The sequence below is a fragment of the Streptomyces viridosporus genome (genome assembly GCF_002078235.1).
In the GTDB taxonomy this organism is placed as follows: Bacteria; Actinomycetota; Actinomycetes; order Streptomycetales; family Streptomycetaceae; genus Streptomyces; species Streptomyces viridosporus.
In genome coordinates this window covers 1-11,349 of sequence record NZ_MSGP01000102.1, presented here as the reverse complement: position 1 = coordinate 11,349, position 11,349 = coordinate 1, and the positions used below count along the sequence as shown (strand labels likewise).

13 protein-coding genes are annotated in these 11,349 nt (G+C 73.0%); 8 read left to right on the top strand and 5 right to left on the bottom strand.

The features are described 5' to 3' along the window. Positions 1–34 precede the first annotated feature (34 nt). A complete protein-coding gene (locus tag B7L92_RS07315; protein ID WP_081236645.1) occupies positions 35–772 on the bottom strand; it encodes a SigE family RNA polymerase sigma factor in 738 nt (245 codons plus the stop codon). Positions 773–1,013: 241 nt separating this feature from the next. Here B7L92_RS07315 and afsQ1 point away from each other — a divergent pair, with 241 nt between their 5' ends. From afsQ1 to B7L92_RS07290, 5 genes are all read left to right on the top strand, one after another. Beyond that, positions 1,014–1,691, top strand: a complete 678-nt coding sequence (afsQ1, locus tag B7L92_RS07310) for a two-component system response regulator AfsQ1 (RefSeq protein WP_004984110.1) — start codon at positions 1,014–1,016, stop codon at positions 1,689–1,691. Beyond that, positions 1,688–3,358, top strand: a complete 1,671-nt coding sequence (locus B7L92_RS07305) for an ATP-binding protein (RefSeq protein WP_081236644.1) — start codon at positions 1,688–1,690, stop codon at positions 3,356–3,358. Before afsQ1 ends, B7L92_RS07305 begins: the two co-directional genes overlap by 4 nt. Continuing rightward, positions 3,355–3,990, top strand: a complete 636-nt coding sequence (locus B7L92_RS07300; RefSeq protein ID WP_081236643.1) for a hypothetical protein — start codon at positions 3,355–3,357, stop codon at positions 3,988–3,990. The genes B7L92_RS07305 and B7L92_RS07300 overlap by 4 nt, the downstream gene beginning before the upstream one ends. A 100-nt stretch (positions 3,991–4,090) precedes the next feature. Beyond that, entirely contained in the window at positions 4,091–4,672 is a 582-nt protein-coding gene (locus B7L92_RS07295) for a VanZ family protein (protein ID WP_081236642.1), read from the top strand. Positions 4,673–4,732: 60 nt separating this feature from the next. After that, entirely contained in the window at positions 4,733–4,933 is a 201-nt protein-coding gene (locus tag B7L92_RS07290) for a PspC domain-containing protein (RefSeq protein ID WP_081236641.1), read from the top strand. A gap of 81 nt (positions 4,934–5,014) precedes the next feature. Here B7L92_RS07290 and B7L92_RS07285 read toward each other — a convergent pair whose 3' ends face one another. Continuing rightward, on the bottom strand, positions 5,015–5,302 hold the full coding sequence (locus tag B7L92_RS07285) for an ATP-binding protein (protein WP_081236640.1): 288 nt from the start codon (positions 5,300–5,302) through the stop codon (positions 5,015–5,017). Positions 5,303–5,440: 138 nt separating this feature from the next. Beyond that, the gene (locus tag B7L92_RS07280; RefSeq protein WP_081236639.1) at positions 5,441–6,598 is read right to left on the bottom strand and encodes an adenosine deaminase; all 1,158 of its coding nucleotides are present in this window, start codon (positions 6,596–6,598) and stop codon (positions 5,441–5,443) included. 113 nt (positions 6,599–6,711) lie between these two features. On the opposite strand from B7L92_RS07280, the gene B7L92_RS07275 reads away from it, so the two are divergent. Further along, positions 6,712–7,473 (top strand): alpha/beta hydrolase, encoded by a 762-nt coding sequence (locus B7L92_RS07275; RefSeq protein WP_081236638.1) that lies wholly within the window; start codon positions 6,712–6,714, stop codon positions 7,471–7,473. A 7-nt stretch (positions 7,474–7,480) separates the two neighbouring features. Here the strand turns inward: B7L92_RS07275 and B7L92_RS07270 are convergent, their stop codons facing one another. After that, on the bottom strand, positions 7,481–8,434 hold the full coding sequence (locus B7L92_RS07270) for a LysR family transcriptional regulator (protein ID WP_081236637.1): 954 nt from the start codon (positions 8,432–8,434) through the stop codon (positions 7,481–7,483). Between the two features lie 63 nt (positions 8,435–8,497). Here B7L92_RS07270 and B7L92_RS07265 point away from each other — a divergent pair, with 63 nt between their 5' ends. Both B7L92_RS07265 and B7L92_RS07260 read left to right on the top strand, forming a co-directional pair. Next, the gene (locus tag B7L92_RS07265; protein ID WP_081236636.1) at positions 8,498–9,874 is read left to right on the top strand and encodes an MFS transporter; all 1,377 of its coding nucleotides are present in this window, start codon (positions 8,498–8,500) and stop codon (positions 9,872–9,874) included. A 185-nt stretch (positions 9,875–10,059) separates the two neighbouring features. After that, entirely contained in the window at positions 10,060–11,073 is a 1,014-nt protein-coding gene (locus tag B7L92_RS07260) for a sigma-70 family RNA polymerase sigma factor (RefSeq protein ID WP_081236635.1), read from the top strand. Here B7L92_RS07260 and B7L92_RS07255 read toward each other — a convergent pair. Then, positions 10,957–11,304, bottom strand: a complete 348-nt coding sequence (locus tag B7L92_RS07255; RefSeq protein WP_143626253.1) for an STAS domain-containing protein — start codon at positions 11,302–11,304, stop codon at positions 10,957–10,959. The two genes, B7L92_RS07260 and B7L92_RS07255, sit on opposite strands and share 117 nt — an antisense overlap. Positions 11,305–11,349 lie beyond the last annotated feature (45 nt).

Here is an 11,349-nt window from a genome sequence, read left to right as displayed (position 1 = left end):
CCCCGGCACCGGTCCCCCCGGTCCCCCCGAACCTTCAGGCGACCAGTTCGCCGAAGGCGTCCTCCCGGTCACGGCCGAAGCTGAGGACCTCGTCCTCGCGCAGCCGGCGGAGCGACCGCCAGATGCTGGACTTCACCGTGCCGACGCTGATGCCGAGGATCTCCGCGATCTCCGGGTCCGTGCGGCCCTCGTAGTAGCGCAGGACCAGCATGGTGCGCTGGAGCTCGGGCAGCCGGGCCAGTGCCTGCCACAGGACCGTGCGCAGCTCGGTGCCGCGCATCGCGTCCGTGTCGCCGGCCGTCTCCGGCAGTTCCTCGGTCGGGTACTCGTTCAGCTTGCGGCGGCGCCACGCGCTGATGTGCAGGTTGGTCATGGTGCGGCGGAGGTATCCGCCGACCGCCGCCTTGTCGCTGATCCGGTCCCACGCCCGGTAGGTCGAGAACAGCGCGCTCTGCAGCAGGTCCTCGGCCTCGAAGCGGTCGCCGGTCAGGTGGTAGGCGGTGGCGTACAGGGAGGCGCGGCGCTCCTGGACGTAGGCGGTGAACTCCGCCTCCGACAGCGAACGGCGCTCCCCCGGGGCCTCCCCGTACGCGTTTCCCCCGTGCGTCTCCCCCTTGGACGCGTCAACCACCGACATGAAGCCGGCGTGCTGACGCCCGGTGCCGCGAGCGCACCCCCGCATGCTCGCGGCACCGGACTTCTCGGACCCCCGGTGCACGTCGTGCAGACGCGTGACCACTGCGCTGGTGCTGGTGCCGTGCAGCGTGTTCATCTCGCGCCCCCCGTCGTGGACTTCCGGTGACTTCCTTGCGGTCCTGCCTTGTGCCGAAAATCTTGCCCGGGGGACTTCATGGCCGTGTCCGCCGACTGTCACAGACGTGTCACAGAGGTCGTCCACGGCACGGGCACGGGTCCTTCACGGGCGTCGGTGCACGTAGGCCCCGTATGCGGGCCCAACGGGCATCTGCGTCCACAGGTCGAACCGGGAGGCCTCCATGGGCCAGAATGAGCCCGTGCCTTCCCTGTTGCTGATCGAGGACGACGACGCCATCCGTACGGCCCTGGAGCTCTCCCTGACGCGCCAGGGACACCGGGTGGCGACCGCTGCCAGCGGAGAGGACGGTCTGAAACTGCTGCGCGAGCAGCGGCCGGATCTGATCGTGCTGGACGTGATGCTGCCCGGCATCGACGGGTTCGAGGTGTGTCGGCGCATCCGGCGCACGGACCAGCTGCCGATCATCCTGCTGACCGCGCGCAGCGACGACATCGACGTCGTGGTCGGGCTGGAGTCCGGTGCCGACGACTACGTCGTCAAACCGGTGCAGGGCCGGGTCCTCGACGCCCGGATCCGGGCCGTGCTGCGGCGCGGCGAGCGCGAGTCCAGCGACTCGGCGTCCTTCGGCAGCCTGGTCATCGACCGCGCGGCGATGACGGTGACGAAGAACGGCGAGGACCTCCAGCTGACGCCGACCGAGCTGCGGCTGCTGCTGGAGCTGAGCCGGCGGCCGGGCCAGGCGCTGTCCCGGCAGCAGTTGCTGCGGCTGGTGTGGGAGCACGACTACCTGGGCGACTCGCGCCTGGTGGACGCCTGTGTCCAGCGGCTGCGCGCCAAGGTCGAGGACGTCCCGTCGTCCCCGACGCTGATCCGTACCGTGCGCGGTGTCGGCTACCGGCTGGATCCGCCTCAGTGACACAGGAACACCGAAGCACTTCCCGCGGCTGGTCCGCGGCGCGCAAGGGAGTCTGGTCGCGGCTGCGGTTCACCAGCCTGCGCCTGCGGCTGGTCGTCGTCTTCGCGCTGGTGGCGCTCACCGCCGCGGTGTCCGCGTCCGGGATCGCGTACTGGCTCAACCGCGAGGCCGTGCTCACCCGCGCCCAGGACGCGGTGCTGCGCGGCTTCGAGCAGGAGATGCAGAACCGGGCGGGCACGCTGCCCGAGCACCCGACGCAGGACGAACTGCAGCACACCGCGGGTCAGATGGCGAACAGCAGCCAGCGCTTCACCGTGCTGCTCGTCGCCGAGAACCCCGAGGGCCGGACCGTGTACGGCAGCTCCGGCGGGCTGAACGGCTTCTCGCTGCGGGACGTCCCGGTGTCGCTGCGCGAGGCGGTCACCGAGCAGCAGAAGATCACCGCGAGCAACAAGTACCCGTACCGCCTGTACTGGCAGCGGATCGTCGACGGCGACACCCCGTACCTGGTGGCGGGGACGCGGCTGATCGGCGGCGGGCCGACCGGTTACATGCTGAAGTCGCTGGAGCCGGAGGCCAAGGACCTCAACTCGCTGGCCTGGTCGCTGGGGATCGCCACCGGCCTCGCGCTGATCGGCTCCGCGCTGCTCGCCCAGGCCCTGGCCACGACCGTGCTGAAGCCGGTGCAGCGGCTCGGGACGGCCGCCCGGCGGCTCGGCGAGGGCAAGCTGGACACCCGGCTCAGGGTGTCGGGGACGGACGAACTGGCCGACCTGTCGCGGACGTTCAACAAGGCCGCGGAGGCGCTGGAGAAACGGGTGGCCGACATGGCCGAGCGGGACGAGGCGTCCCGCCGGTTCGTGGCGGACATGAGCCATGAGCTGCGCACCCCGCTCACCGCGATCACGGCCGTGACCGAAGTCCTGGAGGAGGAGCTGGAGTTCGAGGGCGGCGGCATCGACCCGATGATCGAGCCGGCCGTACGGCTCGTGATCAGTGAGACGCGGCGGCTGAACGACCTGGTCGAGAACCTGATGGAGGTCACCCGCTTCGACGCGGGCACCGCCCGCCTGGTCCTCGACGACGTCGACGTCGCCGACCAGATCACCGCCTGCATCGACGCGCGCGCCTGGCTGGACGCGGTCGAGCTGGACGCCGAGCGCGGCATCCACGCCCGGATCGACCCGCGCCGGCTGGACGTGATCCTGGCCAACCTCATCGGCAACGCGCTCAAGCACGGCGGCTCGCCGGTGCGGGTGGCGGTGCGGGAGTGCGCGAAGGGCGTGGACGGCGCGGAGGGCGCGGAGGGCCACGAGGGCCCGGACACGGTGGTCATCGAGGTGCGGGACCACGGGCCCGGCATCCCCGAGGAGGTCCTGCCGCACGTCTTCGACCGCTTCTACAAGGCCAGCGCGTCCCGGCCGCGTTCCGAGGGCAGCGGTCTGGGCCTGTCCATCGCGCTGGAGAACGCCCACATCCACGGCGGTGAGATCACCGCGGCCAACTCTCCCGAGGGCGGCGCGGTGTTCACCCTGCGCCTGCCCCGGGACGTGTCCGCGGAGACGGAACGGGACACGGAGGCGGAGGACGTGCGGGAGGACCGGGAGAGCTCCTCCGGGAAGACCGGCGGAGCCCGGAGCGAGGGCGCCGAGGAGGGCGCCCGATGAACATACGACGGACCACCGCGCGACGGGCGGCCGTGCGCCGTCTGCCGGGGCTGCTCGCCGTCACGGCGCTCGGCGCCCTGCTCGCCGGGTGCGGGATACGGGCCACCGAGGTGCCGACCGACTTCGGTCCGGCGCCCTCGCGGATGCGCTGCTCGCCGGCCGGGCCGGACGCCTCGCAGCAGGGGGGGCGGGGCCTGCAGGTGCAGGTGTTCCTGCTGTGCCGCTCGTCGCTGGTGGCCGTCGACCGGACCGTGCGGGTGCCGGACGGGGCGGCCGACTCCGGGCGGCGCGTGGTGGTGGCGCAGGGGCTGCTGGACGAGCTCTCGGCGCGGCCGTCGGCCGCCGAGAAGGCGACCGGCTACACGACGAGCGTGCCCGGCGGGACGACCGTGAGCGGCCCCCGGCCCGACGACCCCGAGGACGCGCTGCGGCTGAGCACCGCGCCCGGCGGCCTCTCCTTCTCCGCGCTCGGGCAGATCGTGTGCACCTTCTCCGACTCGACGGCGGCCGAGGGCGACGGCTCGGTCGTCCTGGGCGGCCCCGGTGAGGCCCCGCCGCGCCGCTACCAGTGCACGGACGAGGTCCGGACCCGTCCGGGCAGCGCGGAGCCCCCGTCGACGGACGTCCCCTAGGGGGCCGGGCCGCCGGTGTGCCGGACTGTGGCGCACGCCTCATCCGGCGGACGGGGGACGTCCCGGAACCGATCCCGCCGAACGCCGCGTCTAGGGGGGAGTGCAGCGTCAAGGCTCCGTCGGCGGCACCGCCGCGATCCGCATCCGTGTGGCGGGAGGTGCCCTCCTGGCCGCGTACCTCGCGTTCGTCGCCTGGTTCACGCTGCGCCCCCTGGACGTTCCCTGGGTGATGCCCACCAACCTGCGTCCCTTCGACGGCCTCCGGGCCGACTTCGCGCTGGGCTGGACGGTGGGGGTCCGCCGGGTCTGCGAGGGGCTGGCGCTGCTCGCGCCGCTGGGCGTGCTGCTGCCGATGGCCGGGGGCCGGCTGGCCGTGTCGCCGCTGGGTTCGCTGCTGCGCACCGTGGCCGCGACCGCCCTGTTGTCGCTGGCCGTCGAGATGCTGCAGACCTCGGTGCCCGGTCAGGTGGTGGACGTCGACTCGCTGCTGCTGAACACCGCGGGCGCGGCGCTCGCGCACGCCGTCGTGGTGCCCGCGGGCCGCGCCCGGCTGCGCCGCCGGGCGGAGCGGCGGTCCCTCGCGGCCGTGCGCGAGGAGGAACCGGCTCAGGGCCGCACCCCGACGATTCCCAGGGTCGGGATCGCCCCGTGGAGTGATGCTTTGCCCCCTTCGTCTCCGTAACGTGGAGGGCAGATGAGGCAGCCGACAGGGAGGCCTCGCACCGCCCACCGAGGAGACACCATGAGCCGCCCCGTCCGCCCCACCGACAACCGCGTGATCGGCGGAGTGTGCGCCGCGCTGGCCCGGCGCTTCGGCACCTCCGCGACCACGGTGCGGGTGCTCTTCCTGGCGTCGTGCCTGCTCCCGGGTCCGCAGTTCCTGCTGTACCTCGCGCTGTGGATCCTGCTGCCCTCGGAGAGCAGGACACGCACCGCCTGGTAGGCCCCGCTCCCCTCCCCGAGGACGCCGATGGGGCGCCCCGGGTCCGGGGCGCCCCATCGGCGGTGTGCCTGGCCGGCCGGGTCAGCCGAGCGGGAGCCCGTTGACGTTGAGGCCCTGCGTGGGCAGCTTTTCCAGCGGCAGACCGCCGAGCAGACCGCCGGCCGGCCCCCCGGAAGCCGGCCGCTGGGCGGTCGGCTGGGCGGCCGTCGCGCCGGAGAGCTTCTCCGTCGGGACGGCCCGGGTGGCGGTGTCCAGCGCCGAAGCGGCGTCCGGGACGGCCGGGGCCGCGTTGGCGGCGCCGGCGCCGACCACGGCGAAGGCGGCACCGAGGGCGGCGACACCGAGGGTCTTGGCAGCAGACTGCTTCATGAAACGCTTCCTCGAAATGGGGTGAGGGGATGTGAGCGGTCCCGCGACCGTAAACACGCGGGACCTCCCACCGCAAACATGGAAATGCGGACGGAAAGTGAGCACCGCCCTCACCGCCGCCACCCGAAAACGCCCCGGTCAGCCCTCCGATTCCGCAGATCCGCTGGTGGAAGCGGCCTGCCGGAACAGCCATTCGGATTTCAGCTCGGCATATCCGGGCTTGATGACGTCATTGATCATGGCCAGTCGTTCATCGAAAGGAATGAAAGCTGATTTCATGGCATTGACGGAGAACCACTGCATGTCGTCGAGCGTGTAACCGAATGCGTCGACCAGGTGCTCGAATTCCCGGCTCATGCCGGTGTGGGACATGAGGCGGTTGTCGGTGTTCACCGTGACCCGGAAGTGCAGCCGGCGCAGCAGGCCGATGGGGTGCTCGGCGTAGGAGGCCGCCGCGCCGGTCTGGAGGTTGGAGCTGGGGCACAGCTCCAGCGGGATGCGCTTGTCCCGGACGTAGGAGGCGAGCCGGCCGAGTTCCACCGTTCCGTCGTCGTGGACGTGGATGTCGTCGATGATGCGCACCCCGTGCCCGAGCCGGTCGGCACCGCACCACTGCAGCGCCTGCCAGATGGACGGCAGCCCGAACGCCTCTCCGGCGTGGATGGTGAAGTGGTTGTTCTCGCGCTTGAGGTACTCGAAGGCGTCGAGGTGCCGGGTGGGCGGGTGACCGGCCTCGGCGCCCGCGATGTCGAAGCCGACGACGCCCGAGTCCCGGTAGCGGTTGGCGAGTTCGGCGATCTCCAGGGAGCGGGCGGCGTGCCGCATCGCGGTGAGCAGGGCGCCGACCCGGATGCGGTGGCCGTTCTCCCTCGCGCGCCGCTCCCCCTGCCGGAAGCCCTCGTTGACCGCCTCGACGACCTCTTCGAGGGTCAGCCCGCCCTCGAGGTGCTGCTCGGGGGCGTAGCGCACCTCGGCGTAGACGACACCGTCCTCGGCGAGGTCCTCGGCGCACTCGGCGGCGACCCGGACGAGGGCCTCGCGGGTCTGCATGACGCCGACGGTGTGCGAGAACGTCTCCAGGTACCGCTCCAGGGAACCGGAGTCGGCGGCCTGGTGGAACCAGAGGGCGAGCTTGTCGGGGTCGGACTCGGGCAGGCCGGTATAGCCGGTCTCCCGGGCCAGGTCGACGACGGTGCCGGGGCGCAGTCCGCCGTCGAGGTGGTCGTGCAGCAGGACCTTGGGCGCCCGGCGGATCTGGTCCGTGGTCGGGGTGTTCGCGATGGTCTGGCTCGTCATCTCCGCACTCTAACTCCTACGCGCGTAGATCACCCGGTGCGCGCGTCCGTCGATACGCAACGGTGACCGCCCGAACGGGTGGCGTACACCGGTGTTTCTGACACTGTTCTGTCATGGCACAGCAAGCGACGCCGGTTCGCAGGGCCCGGCTGGGGAGGGCGCTCGGCCAGGAGCCGACGGCGGTGAGCGGCGTGGTGCTGCTGCTCCCCGGCGGTGACGAGGTCTCCAGCCGCCGCCCGTCCCCCGTGATGGCGACCGCGTCCGTCCGCGCCCTGGGGCGCCGCCTCACCCGCGCGGGCCGGGACGAGGGCCTCGCCACCCATGTCGTCCACTACCGCTACCGGGGCTGGAACGGCAGTGAGGCGCATCTGGCGCGCGACGCCGCCTGGGCCGCCGACGAGGCCGTACGGCGCTACGGGGACGTCCCCGTGTGCCTGGCCGGTCTCGGCATGGGCGGCCGGGCCGCGCTGCGCGCGGGCGGCCACGAGGCCGTCACCTCCGTGCTGGCGCTGGCCCCCTGGCTGCCCGAGGAGGACGTGGCGGCATCACCCGAACCGGTGAAACAGCTCGCCGGGCGGCGGGTGCTGATCGTGCACGGCACCCACGACGCCCGCACCGACCCGGAGCTGTCGTTCCGGCTGGCGGCGCGGGCGAAGAAGGCGAACCGGGACGTGTGCCGGTTCGAAGTGCACGCCGACGGCCACGGGTTGTCCCAGTACCGGGACGAAGTGCTGTCGCTGTCCGAGGACTTCGTGATGGGCGTGCTGTTCGGGCGGGCGTTCTCGCGGCCGGTGCAGGACGCCCTGGCGGCGCCCCCGCCGTTGGGGCTGCGGATGCCGTTGGCCGCGGGGTTCGGGAAGTCGCTGCGGCGGTAGGGGCCGGTCAGTCCGGGAGCAGGTTGCCCCTCTTGGAGAGCAGGAACTTCTTGAAGGCCGCCACCGGCGGGGTGTCCGGGCGGCCCGCCAGCCAGGCCACGCCGATCTCCCGGACCGCCTTCGGCGCCGTGACGCTCAGTTCCACGACCCCGGGCCGGGGGACGGCCGGCGGCGGCAGGAGGGCGACGCCCAGGCCCGCGGCCACCAGACCGCGCAGGGTCTCGGCCTCCTCGCCCTCGAAGGCGATGCGGGGCCGGAACCCGGCCCGGGCGCAGAGGTCGTCGGTGATGCGGCGCAGGCCGTAGCCGGGTTCCAGGGTCACGAAGGTGTCGTCGGCGGCCTCCGCGAGGCGGATGCGGCGGCGGCCGGCGAGGCGGTGGTCGGCGGGGACGACCAGGCGCAGCTTCTGCTCGTCGAGGCGGCGGGCGACGAGGTCGGGGGCGTCCGGGACCGGGGAGGTCAGGCACAGGTCGAGTTCGCCCGCGCGCAGACGCTCCAGCATGGCCTCGCCGTAGTTCTGCACGAGGCTGAAGCGGATGCGCGGATGGTCGGCGCGGAAGGCGTGCAGCAGGCCCGGCACGGTCTCGGCGCCCATGGTGTGCAGGAACCCGAAGGCGACCTTGCCGGTGGCGGGGTCGGCGTCGGCGCGGACCTCCTCGGCGGCGCGCCCGATCTCGGCGAGGGCGCGTTCGACGGAGGCGAGGAACGTGTGGCCGGCCGGGGTGAGGGAGACGGTGCGGCCGTGGCGGGCGAACAGGTCGACGCCCAGGTCCTCCTCGAGGCGGACCAGGGCGCGGGAGAGGGTGGACTGCGGCACCTGCATCTCCCGGGCGGCGCGCGTGACGTGCTCGGTGCGGGCCACGCCGGCGAAGTGGGCGAGCCGCGGCGCCAGCAACATCACCATGTCTTGTGTGTCACCGGACGGTGACAGGTACCCCTGTGAACTTCGCTGATGCACCATGGGAACGATTATGCCGATTCCATGCATTGGACGGATGAGCACGGGCGTCCGTAGCTTCGAGTCATGACTCCCGTCAGTACCGGGGCGCCCACCGGCGTGGGCGCCGTCGCATCCGTTTCCCCGTCCCCGACCGTCTCCCTGCCCGGTCCTCGGCCTGCCCCCACGGGCGCCTCCCCGGACGCCTCCGCCTCCGCGGGCGGCTCCGAGGGCGTTCCCGAGACCCGGATGTCCCCGGGCGGCCCCGGTTACCGCCGGATGAGTCTCGCCCTGTTCCTCGCGGGCGTCGCGACCTTCGCGCTGCTGTACTCCACCCAGGCCCTGCTGCCGCTGATCTCCGGGGACCTCGCCGTGAGCGCGGGCGACGCGAGCTGGACGGTGGCGGCGGCCACCGGCGGCCTGGCGCTGTTCGTGCTGCCCATGAGCGCGCTGTCGGAGCGCTACGGACGGCGTACGGTCATGACGGCCTCCCTGGCCGTCGCGGTGACCCTCGGGCTGCTGGTGCCCTTCGCGCCGTCGCTGGGCGTCCTGGTGGCGCTGCGGGCGCTGCAGGGCGCGGCCCTGGCCGGGCTGCCCGCGTCCGCGACGGCGTACCTCGCGGAGGAGGTCACGCCCAAGGCGCTGGTGACCGCGATCGGGCTGTTCGTGGCGGGCAACAGCGTCGGCGGGATGAGCGGCCGGGTCATCACCGGCTGGGTGGCGCAGGAGTGGGGCTGGCGGGTCGCCGTCGGCGTGATCGGCGCGGTGGCGGTGGTGTGCGCGGTGGCCTTCCGGCTGCTGCTGCCGGCGCCGCGGCACTTCCGGCCGGGCTCGCTGCGCCCGCGCGTGCTGGTCCGCACGGTCCGCGGCCACCTCGGCAATCCGCTGCTGCGGCGCCTGTACGCGATCGGCGCGCTGTTCATGACGGTGTTCGGCGGTGTCTACACGGTCATCGGCTACCGCCTGACCGAGGCCCCGTTCTCGCTCCCCCAGGGCATCGTCGGTTCGATCTTCCTGGTCTACCTGGTGGGCACGGTCTCGGCGTCGGCCGCGGGGCGGCTGGTGGGCCGCCTGGGCCGCCGGGGCGCGTTGTACGCGGCCGGCGGGACCACCGCGGCCGGCCTGCTGCTCTCCCTCGCCGGGTCCCTGCCCCCGGTCCTGCTGGGGCTGGTGCTGATCACGGCGGGCTTCTTCGCGGGGCACGCGGTGGCGTCCTCGGCGGTCGGCAGGACGGCCACCGAGGGACGCGCCCAGGCCTCCGCCCTGTACCAGTCCGCCTACTACGTCGGCTCCAGCGCGGGCAGCACGGTCGGCGCGCTCGCCTTCCACTCGAGCGGCTGGGCCGGGACGGTGGGCGTCGGCCTGGTGGCGGTGGCCGGGGTCGCCGGCATCACGCTGCTGGGCACACGGGCGGCGCGGGCGGAACGGACGGAGCAGAAGGAACGCAGGCCCGCGCTCGCGTGAGGCGTCGCGGGTGGCGCGGTGACCCGGTGGCGCGGTGACGCGGAAGTCTTCGTTCCGATCCCTGAACGTTCCCCCTGAGCTGCGCTTCCGCGCGCTCGGGGGGTCGTTGTCAGTGGGCTGCGATAGCTTCCGAAGTGCTGGGTGCGATGGTGCGCCACGGAAGAAGCCACAGGGGTGGGTGGACGATGACGAACAGCACGGCGACGACGGACCTGGACGCCCGGCTGGAGGCGCACCGGGTGGAACTGACCGGGTACTGCTACCGGATGCTGGGCTCCTCCTTCGAGGCGGAGGACGCGGTGCAGGACACGATGATCCGCGCCTGGCGCAGCTTCGACCGGTTCGAGGGCCGCTCCAGTCTGCGCTCCTGGCTGTACCGCATCGCGACCAACGTCTGCCTGGACATGCTGGCGGCCGGCAACAAGCGCGCCCGGCCGATGGACCTGACGGAGTCCACTCCGCTCTCCCGGGCGGCCCTCTCGCCGCGTCCGGACCACACCTGGCTCGAGCCGGTGCCCGACGCGCGCGTGCTGCCCACGACGGACGACCCGGCGGAGGCGGCGGTCGCCAAGGAGTCGGTGCGGCTCGCCTTCATGGCCGCGCTGCAGCAGCTGCCGCCCAAGCAGCGGGCGGTGCTGGTCCTGCGCGAGGTGCTGGCCTGGAGGGCGAGCGAGGTCGCCGAGCTGCTCGGCACCTCGGTCGCTTCGGTCAACAGCGCGCTCCAGCGGGCCCGGGCGACGCTCGCCGAGCGTCGGCAGCCGGGCGCCGAGGCCTCGGTCTCCGACCCGCTGGACGAGGAGCAGCAGAAGCTGCTCGAGCGCTATGTGGCGGCGTTCGAGGGGTACGACATGTCGGCGCTGACCGCGCTGCTGCACGAGGACGCCATCATGACGATGCCGCCGTTCGACCTGTGGCTGACCGGCACCGAGGACATCACGGGCTTCATGATCACGCTGGGGGCCGCCTGCGCGGGTTCGCGGCTGGTGCCGGTCCAGGTCAACGGCCTGCCCGGGTTCGCGCAGTACAAGCCCGATCCGGAGGCCGGCGGCTTCGTCCCGTGGGCGGTCCAGGCGCTGGAGGTCTCAGGCGACCGGATCACCGGGTTCCACTGCTTCCTCGACACCGAGCGGTGGTTCCCGCTGTTCGGGCTGCCCCTCCGCCTCGAAGCGGAGCCCGACCAGGTCGAGCAGGACGCATAGGGCCGGCGAGGGATCGCGCAGCCGGATCCGGCCCCCGGCCCGCCGTGCCGTGAGCTGGAGCCGGGCGAGCAGGTTCACGGCGGCGAGTCCGGGCGGCCCGAGCCCGCCCACGTCGCACACGACGACCGTGCCGGCACCGCTCCCGTCCAGCAGCGCCCGCAACGCGTCACAGGGCCCGCTCACCTCGTCCCGGGTGACGGGTCCGCGCAGCACGAGTACGGGCGGTGTCATGGCATTCACGACCGGTAGACCCGGGGCGTCCCCCAGGACGTACAC

Bases quoted from the DNA above. Each gene is read 5' to 3' on its own strand.
- B7L92_RS07270 (WP_081236637.1), bottom strand. From the start codon at position 8,434: ATGGTGCATCAGCGAAGTTCACAGGGGTACCTGTCACCGTCCGGTGAC.
- B7L92_RS07300 (WP_081236643.1), top strand. From the start codon at position 3,355: ATGAACATACGACGGACCACCGCGCGACGGGCGGCCGTGCGCCGTCTG.
- B7L92_RS07265 (WP_081236636.1), top strand. From the start codon at position 8,498: ATGACTCCCGTCAGTACCGGGGCGCCCACCGGCGTGGGCGCCGTCGCA.
- B7L92_RS07275 (WP_081236638.1), top strand. From the start codon at position 6,712: ATGGCACAGCAAGCGACGCCGGTTCGCAGGGCCCGGCTGGGGAGGGCG.
- B7L92_RS07290 (WP_081236641.1), top strand. From the start codon at position 4,733: ATGAGCCGCCCCGTCCGCCCCACCGACAACCGCGTGATCGGCGGAGTG.
- B7L92_RS07260 (WP_081236635.1), top strand. From the start codon at position 10,060: ATGACGAACAGCACGGCGACGACGGACCTGGACGCCCGGCTGGAGGCG.
- B7L92_RS07315 (WP_081236645.1), bottom strand. From the start codon at position 772: ATGAACACGCTGCACGGCACCAGCACCAGCGCAGTGGTCACGCGTCTG.
- B7L92_RS07285 (WP_081236640.1), bottom strand. From the start codon at position 5,302: ATGAAGCAGTCTGCTGCCAAGACCCTCGGTGTCGCCGCCCTCGGTGCC.
- B7L92_RS07255 (WP_143626253.1), bottom strand. From the start codon at position 11,304: ATGACACCGCCCGTACTCGTGCTGCGCGGACCCGTCACCCGGGACGAG.
- B7L92_RS07280 (WP_081236639.1), bottom strand. From the start codon at position 6,598: ATGACGAGCCAGACCATCGCGAACACCCCGACCACGGACCAGATCCGC.